27 protein-coding genes and 1 pseudogene are annotated in these 21979 nt (G+C 61.4%); 10 read left to right on the forward strand and 18 right to left on the reverse strand.

Going from position 1 to position 21979, the window contains the following annotated elements; translation table 11 throughout:
* Nucleotides 1-28: 28 nt before the first annotated feature.
* Entirely contained in the window at nt 29-373 is a 345-nt protein-coding gene (locus RlegSU303_RS05255; RefSeq protein ID WP_131708552.1) for a DUF1491 family protein, read from the forward strand.
* Between the two features lie 70 nt (nt 374-443).
* Here RlegSU303_RS05255 and RlegSU303_RS05260 read toward each other — a convergent pair whose 3' ends face one another.
* Nucleotides 444-1493, reverse strand: a complete 1050-nt coding sequence (locus RlegSU303_RS05260) for a DUF2336 domain-containing protein (RefSeq protein ID WP_131718894.1) — start codon at nt 1491-1493, stop codon at nt 444-446.
* A gap of 249 nt (nt 1494-1742) precedes the next feature.
* Nucleotides 1743-1949: a hypothetical protein gene (locus RlegSU303_RS05265; protein ID WP_026158597.1), complete on the reverse strand. Its 207-nt coding sequence runs from the start codon at nt 1947-1949 to the stop codon at nt 1743-1745.
* A gap of 541 nt (nt 1950-2490) precedes the next feature.
* Between RlegSU303_RS05265 and RlegSU303_RS05270 the strand changes: the two genes are divergently transcribed.
* Nucleotides 2491-2658, forward strand: coding sequence for a hypothetical protein (locus tag RlegSU303_RS05270; protein ID WP_003546657.1), 168 nt, complete (start codon nt 2491-2493; stop codon nt 2656-2658).
* A gap of 13 nt (nt 2659-2671) precedes the next feature.
* Here RlegSU303_RS05270 and RlegSU303_RS05275 read toward each other — a convergent pair whose 3' ends face one another.
* From RlegSU303_RS05275 to RlegSU303_RS05290, 4 genes are all read right to left on the reverse strand, one after another.
* Entirely contained in the window at nt 2672-3220 is a 549-nt protein-coding gene (locus tag RlegSU303_RS05275) for a DUF1254 domain-containing protein (RefSeq protein WP_094086393.1), read from the reverse strand.
* Nucleotides 3213-3800, reverse strand: a complete 588-nt coding sequence (locus RlegSU303_RS05280; RefSeq protein ID WP_094086392.1) for a DUF1214 domain-containing protein — start codon at nt 3798-3800, stop codon at nt 3213-3215. The genes RlegSU303_RS05275 and RlegSU303_RS05280 overlap by 8 nt, the downstream gene beginning before the upstream one ends.
* Before the next feature lie 188 nt (nt 3801-3988).
* Nucleotides 3989-4960 (reverse strand): IS110 family transposase, encoded by a 972-nt coding sequence (locus tag RlegSU303_RS05285; RefSeq protein WP_017957967.1) that lies wholly within the window; start codon nt 4958-4960, stop codon nt 3989-3991.
* A gap of 202 nt (nt 4961-5162) precedes the next feature.
* On the reverse strand, nt 5163-7349 hold the full coding sequence (locus RlegSU303_RS05290) for a transglycosylase domain-containing protein (protein WP_231283551.1): 2187 nt from the start codon (nt 7347-7349) through the stop codon (nt 5163-5165).
* A gap of 204 nt (nt 7350-7553) precedes the next feature.
* Between RlegSU303_RS05290 and RlegSU303_RS05295 the strand changes: the two genes are divergently transcribed.
* From RlegSU303_RS05295 to RlegSU303_RS05310, 4 genes and pseudogenes are all read left to right on the forward strand, one after another.
* Nucleotides 7554-8030, forward strand: a complete 477-nt coding sequence (locus tag RlegSU303_RS05295) for a YcgN family cysteine cluster protein (protein WP_017959646.1) — start codon at nt 7554-7556, stop codon at nt 8028-8030.
* 296 nt (nt 8031-8326) lie between these two features.
* Nucleotides 8327-8515 (forward strand): annotated as a pseudogene (locus RlegSU303_RS05300) (TerC family protein); the annotation flags it as partial.
* A gap of 44 nt (nt 8516-8559) precedes the next feature.
* Nucleotides 8560-8862, forward strand: coding sequence for a hypothetical protein (locus RlegSU303_RS05305; protein ID WP_131622041.1), 303 nt, complete (start codon nt 8560-8562; stop codon nt 8860-8862).
* A gap of 28 nt (nt 8863-8890) precedes the next feature.
* On the forward strand, nt 8891-9517 hold the full coding sequence (locus RlegSU303_RS05310; protein ID WP_231283552.1) for an exopolysaccharide biosynthesis protein: 627 nt from the start codon (nt 8891-8893) through the stop codon (nt 9515-9517).
* On the opposite strand, the gene RlegSU303_RS05315 is transcribed toward RlegSU303_RS05310, so the two are convergent.
* A complete protein-coding gene (locus RlegSU303_RS05315; RefSeq protein WP_231283553.1) occupies nt 9514-10083 on the reverse strand; it encodes a TetR family transcriptional regulator in 570 nt (189 codons plus the stop codon). The genes RlegSU303_RS05310 and RlegSU303_RS05315 overlap by 4 nt on opposite strands.
* Before the next feature lie 171 nt (nt 10084-10254).
* On the opposite strand from RlegSU303_RS05315, the gene RlegSU303_RS05320 reads away from it, so the two are divergent.
* Nucleotides 10255-11169 (forward strand): SDR family oxidoreductase, encoded by a 915-nt coding sequence (locus RlegSU303_RS05320; RefSeq protein ID WP_231283554.1) that lies wholly within the window; start codon nt 10255-10257, stop codon nt 11167-11169.
* A gap of 155 nt (nt 11170-11324) precedes the next feature.
* Here RlegSU303_RS05320 and RlegSU303_RS05325 read toward each other — a convergent pair whose 3' ends face one another.
* The 5 genes from RlegSU303_RS05325 to RlegSU303_RS05345 all read right to left on the reverse strand — a co-directional run bounded on the left by RlegSU303_RS05325 (nt 11325) and on the right by RlegSU303_RS05345 (nt 15686).
* Complete coding sequence (locus RlegSU303_RS05325; RefSeq protein WP_205913538.1) at nt 11325-12362, reverse strand: fatty acid desaturase; 1038 nt, start codon at nt 12360-12362, stop codon at nt 11325-11327.
* Nucleotides 12363-12664: 302 nt separating this feature from the next.
* The gene (locus RlegSU303_RS05330) at nt 12665-12808 is read right to left on the reverse strand and encodes a hypothetical protein (RefSeq protein WP_003546677.1); all 144 of its coding nucleotides are present in this window, start codon (nt 12806-12808) and stop codon (nt 12665-12667) included.
* 468 nt (nt 12809-13276) lie between these two features.
* On the reverse strand, nt 13277-13612 hold the full coding sequence (locus RlegSU303_RS05335) for a hypothetical protein (protein ID WP_094086387.1): 336 nt from the start codon (nt 13610-13612) through the stop codon (nt 13277-13279).
* Nucleotides 13613-13811: 199 nt separating this feature from the next.
* Entirely contained in the window at nt 13812-14189 is a 378-nt protein-coding gene (locus RlegSU303_RS05340; RefSeq protein ID WP_017959655.1) for a hypothetical protein, read from the reverse strand.
* A gap of 96 nt (nt 14190-14285) precedes the next feature.
* The gene (locus RlegSU303_RS05345; protein WP_131622033.1) at nt 14286-15686 is read right to left on the reverse strand and encodes an MFS transporter; all 1401 of its coding nucleotides are present in this window, start codon (nt 15684-15686) and stop codon (nt 14286-14288) included.
* Nucleotides 15687-15809: 123 nt separating this feature from the next.
* On the opposite strand from RlegSU303_RS05345, the gene RlegSU303_RS05350 reads away from it, so the two are divergent.
* Nucleotides 15810-16772, forward strand: a complete 963-nt coding sequence (locus RlegSU303_RS05350; protein ID WP_017959657.1) for a LysR family transcriptional regulator — start codon at nt 15810-15812, stop codon at nt 16770-16772.
* Nucleotides 16773-16779: 7 nt separating this feature from the next.
* Here RlegSU303_RS05350 and RlegSU303_RS05355 read toward each other — a convergent pair whose 3' ends face one another.
* From RlegSU303_RS05355 to RlegSU303_RS05380, 6 genes are all read right to left on the reverse strand, one after another.
* Nucleotides 16780-17160 carry a VOC family protein gene (locus tag RlegSU303_RS05355; protein ID WP_094086385.1) on the reverse strand — a complete coding sequence of 127 codons (381 nt, stop codon included), beginning with the start codon at nt 17158-17160 and terminating at the stop codon, nt 16780-16782.
* Nucleotides 17161-17345: 185 nt separating this feature from the next.
* Nucleotides 17346-18188 carry a transglutaminase-like domain-containing protein gene (locus tag RlegSU303_RS05360; RefSeq protein WP_017959659.1) on the reverse strand — a complete coding sequence of 281 codons (843 nt, stop codon included), beginning with the start codon at nt 18186-18188 and terminating at the stop codon, nt 17346-17348.
* A gap of 27 nt (nt 18189-18215) precedes the next feature.
* Nucleotides 18216-18491 carry a DUF1488 domain-containing protein gene (locus RlegSU303_RS05365; RefSeq protein ID WP_017959660.1) on the reverse strand — a complete coding sequence of 92 codons (276 nt, stop codon included), beginning with the start codon at nt 18489-18491 and terminating at the stop codon, nt 18216-18218.
* On the reverse strand, nt 18482-18811 hold the full coding sequence (locus RlegSU303_RS05370) for a hypothetical protein (protein WP_017959661.1): 330 nt from the start codon (nt 18809-18811) through the stop codon (nt 18482-18484). Before RlegSU303_RS05370 ends, RlegSU303_RS05365 begins: the two co-directional genes overlap by 10 nt.
* A complete protein-coding gene (locus RlegSU303_RS05375; protein ID WP_017959662.1) occupies nt 18808-19143 on the reverse strand; it encodes a hypothetical protein in 336 nt (111 codons plus the stop codon). Before RlegSU303_RS05375 ends, RlegSU303_RS05370 begins: the two co-directional genes overlap by 4 nt.
* On the reverse strand, nt 19140-19403 hold the full coding sequence (locus RlegSU303_RS05380; RefSeq protein ID WP_003546697.1) for a hypothetical protein: 264 nt from the start codon (nt 19401-19403) through the stop codon (nt 19140-19142). Before RlegSU303_RS05380 ends, RlegSU303_RS05375 begins: the two co-directional genes overlap by 4 nt.
* 510 nt (nt 19404-19913) lie before the next feature.
* On the opposite strand from RlegSU303_RS05380, the gene RlegSU303_RS05385 reads away from it, so the two are divergent.
* A complete protein-coding gene (locus RlegSU303_RS05385; protein ID WP_168293887.1) occupies nt 19914-20231 on the forward strand; it encodes a co-chaperone GroES in 318 nt (105 codons plus the stop codon).
* A gap of 49 nt (nt 20232-20280) precedes the next feature.
* Nucleotides 20281-21915 (forward strand): chaperonin GroEL, encoded by a 1635-nt coding sequence (gene groL, locus RlegSU303_RS05390; RefSeq protein ID WP_231283555.1) that lies wholly within the window; start codon nt 20281-20283, stop codon nt 21913-21915.
* Nucleotides 21916-21979 lie beyond the last annotated feature (64 nt).

A 21979-nucleotide genomic window follows, 5' to 3' on the forward strand; every position in this document is an offset into this window, starting at 1 on the left:
ATCGCACGACATGCTTTATACCGCACCGATGAGATTACGCGCCGACATCTTCGTTTCCGCCCTCCTGCGCCGCGTCTTCGCCAGCGGCGACTTTGCCGCCGTCGAGAAGAAGGGTGCGGAGGAAGCGGGTGCGATCTTCATCCGCCAGCATTTCCGCAACGGCCTGGAAACGCTCTATGCGCCGGCGCCGCAGACCGCCTTCGACGAAGGCCAGGCCGGCGACCGTCTGTTCGAGGTCCGCCTGTCGCGCAGCGATCCGGAAGCTGTCCGCGCGATGCTGGAGCGCGAACGCAAATTCGACCCCGATCTCTGGATCGTCGAGCTGGAGGCGGAGGAACTGGGGGACATGATCCCGCTTGCGAAGGACGGCTGATAGCCAAGACGCGCGTCAGCTTCTCACCTTTTCGAACAGCTCGCCATGCGGTGAGGTTAGTCGTTCTAATTCAGCGAGACCGCCGCCCCATGACGCGCATGTCGCGCTGCGGCGGCGCCTGGCGGATGAAGCGATAGTCGGGTGTTGCCGCCGGTGCGGCCGCATCGGGCGCTTCCGGCTTATAGGTGTAGCGATCGGCGCGCCTCCAGGCTTCGACGCGTTCGTGGCATTCTTCCGGGTCGAGCGCATCGAGCACCATCCAGCCGCGAGTGACGTTGTGGTGCTGTTCGGCAAGGTGCGGATAGAGCCTTTCGAGCACGAAGACAGCATCGAGAAAGCCCATGCCGAGGCTCGTCAGCGTCGTGGCGAGCTGCTGGCCGGAAAGATCGAGCATGATGCGCTCGGCAAGCCAGCGGCTGGCGGAAAGCGCATCGGCAAGTGCGGTCGCGAAATGCGTGGCCTCACGCGAGCGGGCGAAGCGCACCAGCAGCGCCTCCTGAATGTCGGTGAGCGTGCGCAGACCGAGCCTGTCCTTGTCGGCACGGCCGAGATGGCCGGCAAGGCCGAGGATGCGCTCGCGCAACGCCTCTTCATTGGCAACCCGCTGTTCCTCCAGCGCATCTGCCTCGTTGGTCTCGGTAGGCGCCGGCGAAAGTGGAACCGCCGGCGATTCCATGATCGGCGCCGATGCGGCCGCCGACCGCGGCTGGCTCTGGCGGAGCGCCACCAAAGCATCGATGACCTTCGGCGAGAGTGAATCGCGGCTGACGATCGCCTTGACATGCGTTGCACCCTGCATGCGCGCGATGGTGATCAGCGTATCGTCGGCGATTGCCTTTGAGGCGGTAAGAAAAGGGGCCGCGATCTCGATCGGCTGGTTGCCGATGAACAGCGCCACCGCGGCTGGCATGTTCTTGCATTGAGAAAGGGCGGCGACCGCCTGGCGCTTGGCCTCGTCGGAGGAGGCCTGGAACAGCGGCATGAAAAGTTCGGCGAATTGGCGCAGTTCGGACCGTGTCGGATGAGACAGGTTCTCGAAACTGCTGACAGTCGCCATCAATACCACGTCCTTTTTCCTGACGGCCAAGGGGCCCTCTAGGTCTCGAAACCGGTCACGCACAAATACACCCCGAAAACGCAGAATAAGGGGACCAAGGGCCGATATGCGCTGGCGGAACGCATGTCAGGCCATACGGTTATGAACAAATCCTACACCGGTACGGTTAATGCATGCTGAAGATTTTATTAAAATGCAACAGAAATATACACGCGAAACGTGTTGCGATATGGTTAGCCGGCAATATAAAAATGCGTGGTTTGGAAGGCGTGCTGCGACGATTGCGCATCGCTGCCGTGATGGTGGAAAAACTCAGGCGATCCTGTGATCGCGGAGCGCGTGCAGCAGTTTTTCGCGGCTGTCGTAACCGGCCTGATAAAGGTCGAGTGCTGCGGATGCCGCGAATTGCGCGTCGACGCTTTTGATGTCGATGCGCCGTTCTGTGCACCAGGCATCAAGCGCACTACGCAGCACGTCGAGATCTTCAGGCGAGAAAGATGAATTGACCAGCAAAGACATCGCTTGCCCTCCGCATTCCGGCAAGAACGTGAAAAATCCCCGATCGATCGGAGCCCGGAAACGTGTGATCGACATGATCGAACATACGCGCATCTGAGCGTCTCGCAATTAAATATTTTCATGATGCATTTCTGCAACGTCGCCCTTTTTCCGGCCGGCGGGTTCCCTGTCCCCGTGTCAACTATATGAATTGCTTCTAATTTTATCCGTCGATCTCCAGCCGGTCGTTTGCGCAGGCGGGGTGAAACCAAATCAACTCTTCGAGCGTTAAAGGGAAGTAGCGTGAACTGTGTTTGGCCCCGGCCGAATATTAGTAAACTGTTAACTGTCATCTGTCTCAATTCGGATAGGAACGACGCGATTTGAGTATTTGGATCGTTGAAACTCCGCATCACGGTATTTCAATCAGGTGCCGTGGGAAAGGCGCGAATGCCCTCGGTCCGGTCATTCCGGCACTGCAGGACGCGCCGGCTCGCATATTGGCGGGCAGGGTGAAATCCATCGCAACTTCATCCGTCTCGGGCAGTGCATGGAGACGAGAATGGCAATAGTAGTCGCATTGGCGGATCGGCGGCCGCGGGCGCCGCGTCGCCCGGACAAAGAGCCCCGCGAAGCCAAGATCCTTTGGTTCACCGGCGTCCGCTACGAGCGGTTGGCCGAGAGCCCGAAACATCGTCCGGCGCCCGCGCCGCGCGTCAACAAGAAGTAACCGCTTTTCAACCTCAGCGAGCGGCGAATTGCTCGCAGCCGGCTTCCGTCAGGAAGTTGCGCGCAGCCTCATCGAAGCTCGCCTGCGGCGCCAGCGTCCGCAGCACGGCATAGCCGTCCGGCCGTGCCATTTCCACCAGGATTGCCTGCTGCAGCTCCTGCGGCAAGTTCTTGCGCAGGTCTGTCAGTTGGATGGGACTGCCGGCCAGCACATCGAGCGCGCCGCCGACCGATGTCCTGTCGTTCATGCTGAAGACCTCGTTGGAGGCGCTGTCATAGATCGCGATCGACCAGAAAGGCACATTGCCCTTGGCGGTGAAATGTACCGGCGCATCCTCGACGTCGAAGGAGCAGACGGCGGTGCGCAGGAAGGGGTCGCCATTGGCAAGGCCGGCCTCGTCATATCGGTCGCCGAGCAGGTAGAAATTATTGAGGTCGCCCTCTGCCTCCACGCGGGTCGCCGCATCCCTTCCGGTGAAATGCGGCAGCGACAGGATGATGATGAGATGCAGCAGGGCTGCGCCGAAAAGGCCGGTCAGGACGGCGAAGAATATCCTAAGCATTGCCGCATCCGGTCTTGGTGAGCTTCGGCATGGCGAGGTCGATCACGCCGGAACTGCCGGCTGTCGGTGTGTCGAACAGCGTCAGGACCAGCCGGAAGGTGCCGGCCTCTGGCAAGGCCAGCCAGTTGCCCGGCTGCGCGACGGCTGAGATCTCGATCGAGAAACTGCTGTCTTGATTGCGCAGCACCGTCCAGGAATTGAGCGCTGAGGGATGCCCGGTCTTCACCGCTGCCGGATTGCCGCCATTGTCGGCGGTAAAGAGGGTCCAGAGCCGGGCAGGCGGCGTCTGCCCGCTGATGCGGTAGCGGCAGTCGGCATTCAGTCGCGCGCCCTCGTCGTCGACGCTCGCCGTGAAGGTCAGGCCCTCGGCGCTGCCATAGAGCAGCTTGCCGGCGCGCGCGCGATGCGACTTGGCGTAAGGATCGGCCTCGACCGTCTGCAACGCCGGAAAGGCCTCCCAGGCACCGAGCTTGATCGCCCCGAAACCCTGTGTCGCATCCAGCGCATAAAGCGAAATCATGATCCCGCCGCCGAAGGCGACGATCAGCGTGATCGCGATAAAGAGGGGGAATCGAAACACGTCATGACCTTGGAAACCATATCGGATGAAAGGGTTACCACTGATTCTGGCAGGGTGGAATGCCGCGCCGTGACATAGGCGCTGATTGATGTCAGGTTATGTCCATGCGGCAAAGTCGTCTGCCAACTGCGCCAATACGGCCTTTCACCCAGAGGTGCCGGCAGGCGGATGAGAATCTGTGTTGGTTGTCAAGGCGGATTTGGTGTCCAGATGCGATCGTGAGCTAGGAGGCAGTTTGCCAAGACGAGCAGCTTGCGCATGATGGCGACCAGGATGACCTTGGCTGGTTTTCCTGCGGCTTTGAGCGTGTCTGCGAAACGAGCCAGGGCGGGATTGTATCGACGGGCCGACAAGGCGGCCATGTAGAGCGCGCGCCGGGGTGCTGGCCTGCCGGCGCGGATGGAACGACGTCCGGTTCGGGCACCGCTGTCGTTGGCGATTGGTGCAAGCCCTGCCAGCATGGCGGCCTGCTTGCCCGAACAACTGCCCAACTCGTCTATGCCGGCCATCAATGCCAGGGCCGTGACGCGGCCGATGCCGGGGATGGAGGTGAGGATCTCGGCCTTGCGGCAGAGCTGCGGGTCCTCGCCGACACATCGTTCGATCTCTTTGTCGAGACGTTCGACATGCTGTTCCAGCCGACGCACGAGGCGGTTGAGTTCGCCGCGCAGAAGGGCGGTGGTGGCAGTCTTGCTGCGGTTCTGCAGGGCGGTGATGTCGCATTTGGCTGCCGATCGTGCATTGACCAGCTCCTGCAAGGCCTCGATGTGAGGACTTGGCGGCGTGTCGGCCGGCGGGCGCAGGCTCTCGGCCAGGAGCGCCAGGAAACGGGCATCGAGACGGTCGGTCTTGGCGAGATAGCCGCAGGCGCGGGCAAACATGCGGGCGCGCAGCGGATCGACCACGGCGACGGCAAAGCCATCGAGCCAAAGCGAGCGATGGGCGGGGCGATGGAACTTGCCGGTTGCCTCCATCACGATGCTTTTGGGCTGATGCCTGGCCAGCAGCCGTTTCAGCTGGCGGATGCCGGTCTTGTCATTGCTAAACCGCCGGCTTTCGCCCAGCGGATGCAGATGAACATCAAGCCACTCTTTACTCACGTCCACACCGGCATAAACTACCGGCATCGCGTCTTCTTGGAACGAAACCTTGCCTTGCATGCGGGACTTGCTCCCCATCATCTGTTCAGGACAAACGCGAGGACGGCCGGACCAATCTCATCCCCGGTTCAAGCCAAGGGGCCTGCGGTCCCGGCCGTCCGCACTCCGGCGGATGGCCATCCGCCGGAGTGCGCACCGATCATCCAACAATCAGCGCTAATTGAACATGCAAGGGGCAGCTACCGGCAATCTCCTGGGCCGGCTAGTCCGCGCTCGCCACCTTCGCCGGCGCGAGTGGGGCGGCATCCTTGAGTTTTTCGCCGAGCTTCTTGAGGATGCCAGTCGATTGAACGGAGAGCATGCGCGGCCGGATGAGCTGCGGCGATCCGTCCTGCGGCTTGGCGGCGGCGGTCTTGGCGAGGTCCTTTTCCGAGGGCAGGGGGTTTTCGACGCCGGGGATGGCGCGCAGCGTGACACCCTGATGGGCGTAATCCATGGCGCGCTTGAAGGTCATCGCAGGCAGCGAACCGCCGGTCATCTCGTTGGTCGAGGTGTAGTCGTCATTGCCGAACCAGACAGCGCAGGTGTAATTGCCGGTGAAGCCGACGAACCAGGCGTCGCGATAGGCCTGGGTCGTGCCGGTCTTGCCGGCCGTCAGGATGCCATTGTCGAGGGCCGCCTTGCGCGCCGTGCCGACATAAGGAACGCGCGACAGCATCTGGTTCATATAGGCGTCGGCCTGTTCGGACAGCACGCGTTTCGGCGCCGGTTCGTCGCGGTCGAAATCATAGAGAACGTCGCCGTCGTAATCGAGGATCTGGGTGATGCCGTGGCGGCGCGACTGGTAGCCGCCGGCCGGGAAGGTGGCGTAGGCCGTCGCCTGGTCGAGGACCGTCACCTCGGAGGTGCCAATCGGGATGGTGACGTCGTCGCGGATCGGCGTTTCGACGCCGAGGTTCTTTGCCATCGCCCGGATCGGCTGGATGCCGAGCTTCTCCTTGGCGAGCCGCACCGGCACGGTGTTGATCGACTGGGCGATCGCGGTCTCGAGCGTGATGCGGCCGGCATAGCGGTTTGCGTAATTGTGCGGGCTCCAGTTGCCCCAGTAGATCGGCGCATCGACGATCGTCGTCTGCGGCGTCATGCCGCTCTCCATCGCCACCGCATAAGTGTAGACCTTGAAGGACGAGCCTGGCTGGCGCAGCGCCCTGCTGGCGCGGTTGAACTGGCTCTCGCCGTAATCCCGGCCGCCGACCATGGCGCGCACGGCGCCGCCGTTTTCGATCATCACCATCGCGCCCTGCTTGGCGTGATAGGCTTCGCCATATTCGCGCAGCGACGTCTCGACCGAATCCTCCGCCGCCTGCTGGATGCCCATATCGATCGTCGTGCGCACGATCAGCGAATGCTGGTGGAAGCGCGACGAAAGCCGCTGCACCTCGTCGAAAGCCCAATCGAGGAAGAAATCGGGCGATTCCACCTCGTTGCGGTCGACGACGGTAGCTGGATTACGCCTGGCGGCGATCACCTGGCCCTCGGTCATCAGCCCGCTTTGCACCAGATTGGTCAGCACTTCGTTGGCGCGGGCACGCGCCGCCGGCAGGTTGACATGCGGCGCGTATTTCGCCGGCGCCTTGAACAGGCCGGCAAGCATGGCGGATTCGGCGAGGTTCACATCGGTGATGTTCTTGCCGAAATAGAACTGCGCCGCCGCCGCGGCGCCAAAAGTGCCGCCGCCCATATAGGCGCGGTCGAGATAGGTGGAGAGGATTTCTTTCTTGGAAAGGTTCGCCTCGAGCCAAAGCGCCAGGAAGGCCTCGGTGACCTTGCGGTCGATCGAGCGTTCGTTCGACAGGAACAGGTTCTTGGCGAGCTGCTGCGTCAGCGTCGAGCCGCCCTGCACGACTTCGCCGGCGCGCGCATTCTCGCTCATGGCGCGGAAGAGGCCGATGAAATCGATGCCGAAATGGTCGAAGAAGCGCCGGTCCTCGGTGGCGAGCACCGATTTGATCAGCGAATCCGGCAGCTCGTCGATCGGTACGGAATTCTGGTGGATGACGCCGCGATGGCCGATGACATTACCGTAGCGGTCGGTGAAGGTGACGGCGAAATCGCCGCGGTTGCGCCAGTCCTCCTTGGTTGCCTCGAAGGCAGGTTGGGCAAGCAGCAGCATCAGCACCGAGCCGGCCGCTCCGAGCGTCAGTCCTTCGCCGGCAAGTTCGAAGACCATGCGCTTCCAGCCCCGCACGCGGAAGCGGCGGAAGAAGATGGTAATGTCTTCCCAGATCTCGGCGGCGCGGAAGCCGGCGTTCCAGACGGTCGAATCGATCCAGGAATCGATGCGCAGCAGAATGTGACGGCTCTTCGCCGGCCGCTTTTCCGCCGCCTCGTTCGCCGCTTTTCCCGGGCTTTTTTCTGGCCCATTTCCTGGGTTGTCCGGATCTTGCACGTCCTGTATTCCCGCCTGATCTCGCTTCGGTCATATCCGACGAAAGCGCGAGGCCCGCATATGGCCGCAAAGCTCTCCGATACGAGGAGAGAATTCTCCGAGTACCAGGAGTATACTGAAGGATTGATTGATTTTGCGGCTGATAACAAGAGAGATGCATCAGGGTCACGCGATTTTGCGGGTCGCTGTTGCAAGAAACGAACGATGAACGATTTGCCCTTCTGGAAGAGTAAGACGCTTGCCGAAATGACCGTCGCCGAGTGGGAAAGCCTCTGCGACGGCTGCGGCCTCTGTTGTCTCAACAAGATCGAGGAATGGGATAGCGGCGATATCTATTTCACCTCGGTCAGCTGCAAGCTTCTCGACGGCGAAAGCTGCCGCTGCTCCAGCTATGAGAACCGCTGGGATTTCGTGCCGGACTGCGTGCAGCTGACCAAGGAGAATGTGCCGGATATCGCCTGGCTGCCGCCCACCTGCGGCTACCGGCTGGTCAATGAAGGCCGCGACCTCTACTGGTGGCACCCGCTCGTCTCCGGCGACCCGGCGACCGTCCATGCCGCCGGCATTTCCGCGCGAGGCCGCGCGATCAACGAAAATGAGATCGATCTCGACGATCTCGAAGACTACGTCGTCGACTGGCCGCTGACTGTGGGCGAGGAGAAGGACGATGAGGACGCCTGATACGGCTGGCGAAGGCTTTCTCTTGCGGGGCGAATGACGCATTCGCACAGCGCACGCCTTACCTCCGCGCGATGCGTAAAATCGGCACTGGCCGCTGCTTGATTATTGAAGAGTGAGACCCTACCTGCAGTGCGACCCGCTGGTCCGGGCCCCTCTGGCGAGAGCTTCGGCACTCTTGCGATGTCGGACCTCTTCTCCGACAACCAGTGCCGACAGGGGACTATCCTTGAATCTCTCTTTTTTGTTCGTCGAGCGGCTGGGAACGCCGCTCTGGATGTGGTCGAGCTTCTTCGCCCCGCTTCCGTTACCTGAAGCCGGCGCTTGCCATCGTGCTGATCTTCATCGGCTCGAAGATCTTTCTCGCCGATCTGCTGGGCCTTGAAAAATTCCCGGCCGCGCTCTCGCTCAGCATCGCTTTCGCGATCATCGCTGCCGGAGCGGTCTGGAGCCTCCTCAAAAAGCGGGATCCGCAGCAGCCCGCCTGAGCGGGCTCTGCGAGGGAATACGTTAACAAAGGAAGGAAACAGATATGATTTCGAATTTCATCGGCTGGATTTTTGCCCTGCTCGTCGTCGATCCGTTGCAGGCTGAGATACAGCAACAGGCTGAGCGCGCCCGGCTTCCCGTGGAGATCGTCCGCCAATCCCAGGCCTGCCTGACATCTCAGGGGCCGAAGCTCATAGAGCGCGCCGCCAGCGACTACGGCTGGGCGGCGGCCACAGTCGTCAGCATAGCGATCGGCCATACCGCGCCGGCCGAACTTCTCGACGGTAGCGACCCGCAATGCACAGCCCTCGTCGGCGCCCTGAAGGGAGCCGGCACGGGTACGTGACGGCTGCCAGCTGAAAATGGACTGCGTGATGTCTGATCAAGACGGAAATAGACGGGCGCCGCGCGGTGTGGCCACCGCGCGTCTCCGGGAAATGCTGGAACTCGCCCGGGTGAGGGGCGGCCTCTCCATCGGCGAGGTTCTGGAGGCGATGGGCTCGACGAGCATCGCCTTCACCATCCTGTTCCTGGCAATCCCGGCGCTGACCCCGATTCCCGGGCCGTTCGGAATGATTTTCGGCACCGCGCTTGCGCTGGTCTCCCTCCAGATCGTTGCGGGCGGCCGGAAGGTCTGGCTGCCCGCCATCGTCAGGGATCGCCGGGTTTCGTCCGCGGCGCTTGATCTCGTCGTGGGTCACGCGGTCCCGGTGATCGCCCGGGTGGAGAGGGTCGTGCGCGCCGGCCGGCTGGAGGCCTTCACCGGCCCGACGGTGCAGGCGCTGCTCGGCATTCCTGTCTTCCTGCTCGCCGTGGTGATCGCGCTGCCGATCCCCTTCGGCAATATTCTGCCGGTGTTCTCGCTGGTGGTGCTCGCCGTCGCCCTGATGGAGCGGGATGGTCTCGTCACCCTGATCGGACTGCTGCTCACATTGGCGACCATCGTCGCGACCGCCGCTTTACTTTATTTTATCAAGGCGATGATCTTCACGGTATCCTAAGCTGAATGGACAGGTACCGCGGCGAGGAAGCGCCGAAGCTCCGTCTCCACATAGGCGGCCACCGGCCCCTCGGCGCTAAAACCCCACCAGATGAGCGAACCCTGCCATTGCGACAGCATCAGCCGGGCAATCGTCTCCGGCGCAGTCGCCGATCCGAAACATCGAGCGATCGCCGCCGTCAGTGCCGTTCCCCAGGCCGCACCCCGGGCACGCAGCACCGGATCGCGGAAATCCTCGCGTAGCACCAGCAATCCCTCGCCATAGGCGGCGGCATTGTCGCCGTAATCCTGCGACAGGCTGACAAGCAGCGTCATGGCGCCTTCCGGCGTTTTCGGGACGGTCTCGGCAAGCCGCGCCGTTTCCGCATCCAGCCGGTCCCAGGCGTAAAGTAGCGCGGCGCGCAGCATCGCCGCTTTCGTGGCGAAACGCTGCACTAGCGTCGAGCCGGAAAGTCCACTCGCTTTCGCCACCGCCGCAAAGGTCGCTGCATCCGGCCCCTCGGCATGAATCAACGCGAGCACCATGGCGAGAAGCTGTTCGTCGGACACTGTGCGGCGGCGCGGCATGAAATTCCCCTTGCATTCACGTTATATATAAACGATCATTCGTTTATAAAACAAGGAGCGCCGGCTAATTCCTGGCGCTTCCATTACGGCATGAGGCGTTCTACAGCGCCGCGCCTCTTTAGAGGCGCAAAGGACGCTGTAACACTTTGCAGTAGCGTGGAGGATGGAGAAGTGACAGCGAACTTGCGGGAGAAAGTGGCCTTGGTGGCGGGTGCTACGCGCGGCGCCGGCCGAGGCATCGCGGTGGAACTCGGTGCCGCCGGCGCCACCGTCTACGTGACCGGGCGCACGACGCGCGCCCAGCAATCCGAGTATGCCCGACCGGAGACGATCGAGGAGACGGCCGAGCTGGTGACATCAGCCGGTGGCAAGGGCATTGCCGTGCAGGTGGACCATCTCGTCCAGCAACAGGTCGAGGCGCTGGTCGCACGCATCCGCGAGGAGGCCGGCCGACTCGATATTCTCGTCAACGACATCTGGGGCTGCGAGAAACTGTTCGAATGGGACAAGGCCGTCTGGGAGCATTCGCTGGACAAAGGCCTGCGCATGCTGCAGCTCGGCATCGAGACGCATCTGATCACCGCCCATTACGCCCTGCCGCTGATGATCGAGCGTCCCGGCGGGCTGCTGGTGGAGATGACCGACGGCACGGCCGAATACAATGCCACCCATTACCGGCTGTCGCCCTTCTACGACCTCGTCAAGACAGGCGTCACCCGCATGGCCTGGGCGCATGCGCAAGATCTGGCGAAACACGGCGCCACGGCCGTTTCGATCACGCCCGGCTGGCTGCGTTCCGAAATGATGCTGGATGCTTATGGTGTTCGCGAGGAGAACTGGCGCGAAGCGACGAAAGTACAGCCGCATTTCGCCATTTCCGAAACCCCGCGCTTCGTCGGCCGGGCCGTTGCGGCCATCGCCGCCGATCCCGACCGTGCCCGCTGGAACGGCCAGTCGCTGTCGAGCGGCGGAGCGGCCAAGGCCTACGGCTTCGACGATATCGACGGTTCGCGGCCGGATTGCTGGCGCTACATGGTGGAAGTGCAGGAGCCGGGCGAACCGGCGGATGTGACAGGCTATCGCTAGAGCATGATGCCGAAAAGTGTGAGCGGTTTTCGGACGACATCATGCTCTAACTATTTAATTTAGAACTGGATGATTTTACTGGAGCAATTCCAGGAACAAAAGGTTAGAGCGGCTCCGCGCTTCCGTGAAAGCTAAACCGCTCTAACGCCCCGTTATCATGCTGTGGCAAGCCGCGCCGCCTCGCGAAACGAGACCAGTCGCTTCGTCTGTTCGTCCCACAGCACCAGCTTGACGCAACGCAGGCTTTCCATGAGCGTGATGCGGCCCAGATCGGCAAGCTCAGGATGATCTCGCAGCACCTCCGGCAGCCGGTAGTAAGGCACCCGGCTCGACAGATGATGCACGTGGTGGATGCCGATATTGCCGGTGATCCACCGCAGCACTGGCGGCAGGTCGTAATGCGAGGCGCCGTGCAGGGCTGCATGCTGGAACTGCCAGTCCGGCTCCTTCGACCAATGTGTTTCCTCGAATTGATGCTGCACGTAGAACAACCAGACGCCGGCAGCACCTGCCAGAAGCACGGTCGGCAGATGCACCAGTAAAAAGGGGACGATCCCGACCGCCCAGATCAGCAGCGCGGCGACCACCGCGATGGCAAGATTGGTCGCCATGGTCGAGATCCAGGGCAGGGCGCCGGAGCGCATCATGCCGAAAGGCAGGCGCTGCTTGAAGAGGAACAGCCATGCCGGTCCGATCCCGAACATCACGATCGGGTGCCGGTAGAGCCGGTAGCCAAGCCGGCCCCAGCGCGACAGCGCGTTATATTCGGCGATCGTCAGCGTTTCGATGTCGCCAACGCCGCGCTCGTCCAGGTTTCCGGCCGAGGCGTGGTGTTCCGCATGCGCCCGGCGCCAATAGTCGTAGGGCGTCAGCGTCAGGATGCCGATCGTGCGTCCAATCCAGTCGTCGACGCGGCGACGAGCGAAAAACGAGCCGTGGCCGCAATCATGCTGGATCATGAACAGCCGGAGCAGGAAAGCAGCGGCGGGAAGGATGAGGATCAGGCCGGGCCAGAAACTGTAATGTACCGCTGCCCAAGCGGCAGCCCAGAACAGCGCGAAGGGGACGACTGTGACAGCAAGCTCGAAGGCGCTGCGTCCGGCCCGCGGCTGGCGATATCCGGCAAGGATCTTCAGCCAGCGCTTTTCTGCGAAAAGTGCGGATCGCTCCGGGTTGTCGTCGGGCTCACCCAAAGGGGCCACTTGGATTTCCTCGCACTCGCTGCGGCGCGCAGATTCGATCATAGAGTGACGCCGTGAAAGGCGGCGATCGCCGAAAAGCCGAGTGCAATCACCACGGCCGAGCGAATGAGGAAGAGCGGATAGTCGAAGTTGTACATCGTATTAAGAGTGGTCATGGTTGCAGCAATTCCTGTTTTTCCGAAAACATGTCAATGGGTGATGGTGTCGCGCCGGAGCGCGGCGCGTCCGACAAGACGCGCTATCACTGGCGCTGTTATGCGCACGGGGGCGGAGCGGGGGCTCGATAAGAGGTTCTATTTCTTTGGAGCACTGCCCTGCGGGGCGGTTTTGGTCGCCGTCTTCATCTGATTGGCGAATGTGCTTTCCACCTTCGCTGCCTGCTTGTCCTTCTTCGGCTTCCGGACCTCGCGATTGCTTCTTACTTGTCCTTTTGCCATCGATAAAATCTCCCTTTAGATCGAAATTGAAAGCCGCAGCCTGCGTGGTATTCGCCCCGCTTGTCGGTCGCGATCGGAGATCGCGGGATCGTCATGAGGGGCAACCCGACAACACCGGGCCGCAGGGATGGAATGAAAATGATGCCTGCTGAAACCGCATCGCAGTCTGGAGGCGGATGACCGGAGAGGTCACCGAAAGCCAAACCCGACGTTGAGACGGGACGTCACCATGCTTTCGCGATCGGGAAAATGGCGGGGCCGGAAATCCGGTCACCGCAAATGCCGCATCGGCCAAATCAGCGAACCCTCCTTATAGAGTAAAATTGAGGTGCCATTAAGGCCGCCGCCGCAGGAAAGCCACATTTCCACAGGGGATAAAGCGCGCTGCGCAAAACTGGGCTGCGGTTAAGCGACAACAGCGTGCGAAACAATAGCGCTATAGCGCGAGGGATGAATCTTCCGACGCGCTTAGTCATTCACGGGAAACAGGCGGATCAGCTTCGTTCTTTCCATCTCCGCACGGCCTGATGCAGACATGATGCCGCGGGCCAAACAGAGTTCTATATCCCGTCCGATATCTAGCGGCACCAGCATGCCGCCGGCCTTGAGCAGGCGGTCTGTCATCGATAGAAGCAGATCCACTTTCGCCTGGCAGCCATCGATTTCCAGGAGCGCCACCCGGCGCTCCCTGTCGGTGACAGCAAGAACTCTAGCCTGCTCGCGTTGTTGGTAAGCCCCGAATTGCACCCATCCGAAATAACCGGCCGCTGCGACGCAGATACAAAGCAGGAGGGTTTTTCGCACGATATTCCTTCGGAGCCGGGCGGCTCGCTTGCCGCTAAAGCATGTCGCGCAAAAGTGTGAAGCGGTTTTGCGCTAACGGCATGCGTAAAACAAAGACCTAAAGCGCGAGGAGTGAATCTGAAAGATCGCGACGCGCTTTAGAACATCAGTGAGAGCATGATGTCGTCCGAAAACCGCTCACACTTTTTGGCATCATGCTCTAGCCGGCGACGCGTCTTTCGCGGGGCAATCCCTGTATCGCATATCGATTAAAGACGGGGGTTATCGGTTTCGGCGGCGTCTTCAGCTTGCCGAAATGGTGTTCGAGCGCTTGTGAGAGCATGGCCGGCGAGGTGACGCCCTCTTCGAACAGCCTGATCAGCAGTATGGCCGCGACGTTGAAGACGCGTTCGTTGCCGATCAGAATTTTGGCGTCGTAGCCGGCGTCGTCGAGCACGCCTTGCAGCATGTCGAGATCGGACGAAGTCAGATGCGACTTTTCGAAAGTGGAAGACATCGGTCCTCCTTTCATCGGGGCAAGGGTATAAAAACCCTCAGTCGGCAGCGCCCGTACACTGGCTGCCGAAGTTGCGACCATGCGCCTTTCAACCAGGCAACGCAACGGGATTCTTGCTGCAGATATCGCTCCGGTTGATGAGTAGCCCGCACCGGTCAGGGTGCGGGCTGATGACCGTCATTCCGCCGCCTGATAGCTGGGTCTCCGGGCGGCCGATGTCCGCGGACCGGCGGCTGCAAGCAAGGTAATCGCCACCGCAAGCAGCGCCACGAAGGCGATGCCGGCGACATAGGGGTCCCAGCCGAAATGCGGCGCGGCGCCGAAGACTGCCGAGGCCGCCGCAAGCACGATGCCGCCGCCGATCTGGAAGGAGGCGAAGAGCAGTCCGGAGGCGAGCCCCGACTTATCGTCTTCCACGTCGGAAAGGGCCGCGACCTGCACTGAAGGGTAGGTCATGGCGTAACCGAGGCCGAGCGGGATCTGCGAAAACAGCACGAGCAGGATCGGGTCGACATGTCCGAGTGCGGTCACCCAGAAGACATAGCTGAACGCTTGCAGGCCGACACCCGCCGCCATCAGCCCGGTGGCGCCGCGATTTTGCGCGAGCGTCGCAAAACGTGGCGCCAGGAACATCACGAAGACGCCGCCAAGCGCAAAACAGAAGCCGGTGGTGAAGGCCGACCAGCCGATGACGTTTTGATAATAGAGCGTCGCCAGGAACTGGAAGCCGACATAGGCGCCCTGGAAGAGGGCGGCGATGGCATTGGCATGCCGGAGCTTGGCTCGGCGGAACATGCCGAGCGGCACCATCGGATCGGCATGGCGCGCTTCGACCACGAGGAAGAGCAGGATCAGCACCAGCGACGCGGCGAGCGAACCCCAGGTCGGGAAGGCCTGCCAGCCGGCGGCTGCGGCATTGGTGATGCCGAAGACGAAGAGCAGCAGTCCGGGCGTGATCGTCAGCGCGCCGGCCCAGTCGAAGCTCGGCCGTGGTCCTGTCCTTTTCGGGTCGGCCGGCAGCGCCAGCGGCGCAAGAAGGAGTGTCAGGATGGCGACGGGCGCGCCCATGACGAGCGTCGCCCGCCAGCTGAAGATCGTCGCGGCACCGCCGAGCACCATGCCGAGCACGAAGCCGGTGGCGCCGGTCGAGGCGAAGACCCCGAGCGCCTTTGCCCGTGCGGTTCCCTCGCCGAAGACGGAGAGCAGCAACGCAAGGGCGGCGGGCGCAGTGAAGGCGGCGGCAATGCCCTTGATCAAGCGGGCGGCAATCAGCGTCGGCCCGCTATCGACGAAGCCGCCGGCGATGCTGGCGGCGGCAAAGATCGCCAGCGACCAGAGGAAGACGCGGCGATGGCCGAAGACGTCGGCGACCCGGCCGCCGAGCAACAGGAAGCCGCCATAGCCGAGCACATAGGCGCTGACGGCCCATTGCAGCGATGTCGCCTCCATGCCGAGTTCGGCCTGGATGGCAGGCAAGGCAACGCCGATGGTGGAGACGTCCATGGCGTCGAGGAAATTGGCGGTGCAGAGCAGCAGCAGTGCCAGCCCCGCCCCGCTTCGCGATTTGGAAAGTGTCATCGAAATCGTTCCTTCGTTGCTGCCGCCTCATCGGGGGAGGTTGCCGGACGGCAGGGAACGAGAAAATGTACAGCTTCCTTTCCTATTGCAAATTGATAGTAGCCATGCCAGGTATTACTGACGATGATGAATGATGCCACTCTTCGCAAGATCGACCTCAATCTCCTGCTGGCCTTTTCGGTGCTGATGCAGGAGCGCAATGTCAGTCGCGCCGCCGAGCGGCTGCTGCTCGGCCAGCCGGGCCTGTCGGCTGCTTTGCGGCGCCTGCGCGAGGCGCTGGACGACGAACTGTTCGTACGTGTCGGCCGTGGCCTGCAGCCGACGCCGCGCGCCCTTTCCATCGCCCCGGCGATCGAGGATGCGCTGTCGGGCATCGAGCGCGCCATCCGCCCGCAGGCCGAATTCGATCCGGCAAGCTGGCAGGGCGAGTTCCGCATCGGCATGTGCGACAATCTCGAATCGGCTTTCTTCGGCCCGTTTGCCGCCCGTCTTCTAAAGCTTTCACCCGGCGCCCGGCTGATCGGCATCGCTTCCGAAAAGCGCGATGCCGCACGCCGGCTGGATGAAGGCGTTTTCGATTTCAGCGTCGCGATGCACGACGAGCCCGCCTCCTGGCACATTCGCGCGCCGCTGTTCGACCAAGTCTCGATCTGCATCTACGATGAAGCTCAGCTCGGGCTGAAGGCGCCGTTGAGCCTCAAGGATTTCGCCAATGTCGCGCATGTCACCGTCTCGTTCGAAGGCAACACCTCGACCGGTATCGACATGGCGCTGAACCGCACCGGCGATGTGAGACAGGTGGTGGCGACCGTCCCGCGCTTTTCCGCTCTGCCGATGGTGCTGAAGGCGATGCCCGCCATTGCCACCGTGCCGGAATCGATCGGTCGCTGCATGGCGCAGTTACATGGGCTGATGCTTTGCGAGCCGCCGCTTTCGCTGCCGGCCGATCCCGTGACGATGCTTTATCGCCGAGTCGACCAGACGGACGGCCGGGCGCGCTGGTTCCGTCGCCTGTTCATCGATGTAGCCAATAAAGCGCTCGAAGCTTCCGGCTGCTGCGTATCCATTCCGAGAGCCGCTGCCTGACGGTCCCTTACAGTTCGCCTTTGTGGAAATAAGCTTCGAGGCGATAGCCGTCCGGGTCGATGATGAAGGCGGCGTAATAGAATTGCCCATAATCCGGCCGCACACCTGGTTCGCCATTATCCGTGCCGCCGGATGCAACGGCGGCCGCGTGAAAGGCATCGACCGCGGCCTCATCAGGCGCGACGAAGCAGAAATGCAGCCCGGATCGCATGTCGGCAACAACAGGCTGGTCGACCTGCATCACCCAGAGCCCGACCCTTTCCGGGCCGTAGCCGATCATGGTGTCGGAATTGGCCAGGCGCTCATATCCAAGCGGCGCCAGCGCCGCATCGTAGAAACGGCGGGCTCTTTCCAGGTCTTTTACGCCGATGGAAATATGATCGAACATGGACTGCGAAACTCCCTATCTTCAGCTAATGACTGCTCGTACCCAAGATGGCACGACGCCAACATCTTTCAACCGCCGTTCTAAAGCACGTCGCGTCAAAGTGTGTGGGAGAGGCAATCCTGCGACAGCTGGCGCCGGCGGCAAAGCCTGAGGCCGGACATTGCCGCATCCGTCCAGGTCTCGTTCTAAACAGCGCTCTCGGCGACGCTTTGCATCTGCTGCAGGTTCGTCACCTCATAGGTCCAGACTCGAAACGCCTTCAGCACATGCGGTCCGAAGGAATTGATGAGCGGTATGTCGGCGGCGTCGCGCCCGCGTGCGACGATGATACGACCGATCCGCGGCGTGTTGTTGCGCGGATCGAATGTATGCCATGCACCGTCGAGGAAGACCTCGATCCAGGCGCTGAAGTCCATCGGGTCGACGACGGGAACACCGATGTCGCCGAGATGGCCGTTGACATATCGGGCTGGAATGTTGAGGCAGCGGCACAACGCCACCGCGAGATGCGCGAAGTCGCGACAGACGCCGATACGTTCGTGGAACGCCTCGAAGGCTGTCCGCGTCGATCGCGCCTGCATGTAGTCGAATTGGATATGGCCGTGGACGAAGTCGCAAATCGCCTGAACGCGGCCCCAGCCGGGTGAGACCGTGCCGAACATATCCCACGCAATCTGGCTGAGGCGGTCCGTTTCGCAATAGCGGCTGCCCATCAGGTAGTTAAGGCAATCGTCCGGCAACTCCGAAACCGGGATTTCGCGGGCGCCTGCCAGATAGCTGTCGGGTTTGCCGTCGTCTTCGATCGTCGCATCGCCCCATATGGTCAGGTCGCCCGCCGGGGCAACCAGCCGAAGACAGCGGTTGCCGAAAAGGTCGCGATAAGTCGAAGTGGGAACATCAGGGGTGGTGAAGACCGTTTCCGGAATTCTGATGTCGGCCGCACGATCGTCATGAACCGACAACAGGCATACCAATGCGGTCGGCTGCGGGCAGGTCAGCGTGATTTCATAGCCGTAACGGATCAACATGGAGCGTTCCCGCGCGTCCGGATCCGCCTAGCGGAAATCCGCCGCAGTTAGAGTATAGAAGGCGCGGCGGCGGTAGGAATAGGCTTTGTGTGCCACGTCCTGAATGGAGTTGCGCAGGGCGTCGAACGCCGAAAGCCACCTCGTTTCCGAAGGCTCGGTTCTTTGCAATGTCATGTCGGATTTCGCCAGCGCGCCAACCTCGATGAAGAACAACACCTGGAACATGCCGTCATGGCCGACGAAGCGCACAGCATTTCTCGCCGCATCGAAGCTGCGGCTTTGGTTCAGAAAGGCTAGCGCCATGGTTGAACCGGCGGGGTCTTACGAGCACTCCGGGCGGCGTCCGACAGCCTGAGCCATTCCTTCCGGTATCCTATGTTGAGAAGATTGAAGGACATCATGTCTTTCCCGGCCTGCGAACGGCTCTTGCCGATCATGGCACGGTCGGCATGCACTGGAACGCCTGCTGAGACACGATAGACGGTCGACGAACGGGCGGATTCGATCCGGCGGTCGTGTTCGATCTCCATGGAGTAGCGGCCGGAAGCCCCACATTTGTTTTCCCATGTGCCGACGGCAAAGGCATTCCGTCTTCGTTCGGCTTCGTCTTCATGGCTGTTCACGATGTCAACCTTTCGTCATTCGGGCCGTGGCCATGGCCAAACGTCCTCTCGATCAGTGTTGCGCCGCTGCCGGCGGGCGATAGGGTTACCAGTTCCAGGCTGTCTTCCGTCGCGACCCGCTCATGACGTTCATCGTCACTGCGGATGCGGTATTGCAGCACATTTCCTCTCAGAGGCAGCGTGGCGGTAATGCGGTATGTGTCGGGGAGCTTGGAGGGAACGACTAAGAACCCGTCCTTCACCCGGACGGTCTGCCCCACCTTGAAGATATGTGTTGCTGCCTCGCGCCGGATCGAGCGTCCATTGCGTTGCGGGATGCGCGTAGCGGTCATGACGGTTTGTGGTCCTTTTCGAGCGCGGTTTCGAGATCTGACAGGTGGATAGGCATCATCTGCTGCGTCGAACTCTGCGCGGCGATCGCCGGCAGGTGGATGAAGGCGCCGACCCTTAGCCAGGCAAGCCTGGAAACGCTATCGATCAATTCCTCGTCATAATCGACACGGTATTCTCCGGCTGGCTGCGCCCCGTCGAAACCGGGCAGGCGGAATGGGGATGAAAAGCGGACGACGGTTTGTGTGGTGCGACTTGTCACGGCTGAGGCCTCCGCAGGAAGACACCGATGCGTTTCCTGTATCGTTGAGATCCGATCCGGACGAACTCGAGGCTGCCGGTACATCCGCGGTCAGAGCCAAGCTCATTCCGGATCGGAATAGGCGAAATCGACGCCGGAACGACGTCATAGATTGCTATCGATAATTCAGTGGTGATGGCGGGTCGTAGGTCTCTGACACCGCGAAGCCAAGTCGGCCAAATCGACGAGGCCTATCATTGCGCTTCGATTGAGTTTAAATCAAGATAATTCGGATTTATCTATGAAAAACGCTAAATTAACTCGACGACACGTTAAATAAAATTGAGCGCGATGGCGCAAAAATTCTATTAATTTCCCGATTATTACAAAATATCCGTTCAAATTGATTTCCTGAATTTTTAAAGAAATCCGCTGCGTGAACAATATTTCTTGGCACTCCTATCAATCGAGTGCCACGAGTGCTATTTATGTATTGCTGCCGCCATACGCGCCGGCAGCAGAAAGACCTCTATGAAATTCCGTTCACTTCACGACCGCGTCGTCATTCGGCGTGCGGAAGGCGATGTCAAATCCAAGGGCGGGATCATCATTCCAGACACCGCCAAGGAGAAGCCGCAGCAAGGCGAAGTGGTCGCAGTCGGCCCGGGCCTGCGCGACAAAGGCGGTAATCTCGTCCCGCTCGATGTCGAGGTCGGTGATCTCATTCTGTTTGGAAAATGGTCGGGGGCCGAGGTCACGATCGATGGCGAAACCCTTCTGATCATGAAGGAGACCGACATCATGGGCATCGTCGAAAAGACCGAAGCGGCTGCCGGCAAAGCCGCCTGAGGGTCGAATTTGTGACCCGCAACTCAAGACCGAACTGGGAAGAAATATCATGTCTGCCAAGGAAATCAGGTTCTCCACCGACGCGCGCGACCGCCTGCTGCGCGGCGTCGAATTGCTCAACAACGCCGTCAAGGTGACGCTTGGCCCGAAGGGTCGCAACGTCGTCATCGACAAGGCCTATGGCGCACCGCGCATTACCAAGGACGGCGTCAGCGTCGCCAAGGAGATCGAGCTCGAAGACAAGTTCGAGAACATGGGCGCGCAAATGGTGCGCGAGGTGGCTTCGAAGACCAATGATCTTGCCGGCGACGGCACGACAACGGCAACGGTGCTCGCCGCCTCCATCTTCCGCGAAGGTGCAAAGCTCGTCGCTGCCGGCATGAATCCGATGGATCTCAGGCGCGGCATCGATCTCGCCGTTATCGCCGTCGTCAAGGAAATCAAGGCGAGGGCGATGAAGGTCAAATCGTCAGGCGAGATCGCCCAGGTCGGCACCATTGCCGCCAATGGCGACGCCACCATCGGTGAGATGATCGCCAGGGCGATGGACAAAGTCGGCAATGAGGGCGTCATAACGGTCGAAGAGGCGCGAACCGCCGAAACCGAACTCGATGTCGTCGAGGGCATGCAGTTCGATCGTGGCTATCTCTCGCCCTATTTCGTCACCAATGCCGAGAAGATGCGCGTGGAACTGGAGGAGCCTTATATCCTCGTTCACGAGAAGAAACTCGGCAGTTTGCAGGCGATGCTGCCGATCCTGGAAGCCGTCGTACAGACCGGCAAACCGCTGCTCCTCATCTCGGAGGACGTCGAAGGCGAGGCACTGGCGACGCTTGTCGTCAACAAGCTGCGCGGCGGCCTGAAGGTCGCAGCCGTCAAGGCGCCGGGCTTCGGCGATCGCCGCAAGGCGATGCTGGAGGATATTGCCGTGCTGACCGCCGGCCAGATGATTTCCGAGGATCTCGGCATCAAGCTCGAGAACGTCACGCTCGATATGCTCGGCCACGCCAAACGCGTGCTGATCGACAAGGAAAGCACCACGATCATCGACGGCTCTGGCGAGAAAGCGGCCATCCAGGCGCGCATCCAGCAGATCAAGGCGCAGATCGAAGACACCACCTCCGACTACGACAAGGAAAAACTGCAGGAACGCCTGGCGAAACTTGCCGGCGGCGTCGCGGTCATCCGCGTCGGCGGCGCGACTGAGACGGAAGTCAAGGAAAAGAAGGACCGCATCGACGACGCGCTGAACGCCACCCGTGCGGCGGTCGAAGAGGGCATCGTGCCCGGCGGCGGCGTGGCACTGTTGCGCGCCAAGTCGGCGCTCATGGGCCTGACCGGGGAGAACGCCGACGTGACGGCGGGCATCTCGATCGTGCTCAGGGCGCTCGAAGCCCCGATCCGGCAGATCGCCGACAATGCCGGGTTCGAAGGCTCCATCGTCGTCGGCAAACTCGCCGACAGCAATGATCACAATCAGGGCTTCGACGCACAGACGGAGACCTATGTCGATATGATCGAGGCCGGCATCGTCGATCCTGCCAAGGTCGTGCGCACCGCTCTGCAGGACGCCGGTTCGATCGCGGCGCTGCTGATCACCGCCGAGGTGATGATCGCCGACATTCCCGCGAAAGATTCTGCGCCTGCTGCCGGAAATGGCGGCATGGGCGCTATGGGATACTAGAGCATGATGCCGAAAAGTGTGAGCGGTTTTCGGGCGACATCATGCTCTAACTACTTAATGTAGA

Origin of the sequence: Rhizobium sp. SU303, assembly GCF_021052345.1 — a bacterium.
Classification (GTDB): domain Bacteria; phylum Pseudomonadota; class Alphaproteobacteria; order Rhizobiales; family Rhizobiaceae; genus Rhizobium; species Rhizobium laguerreae.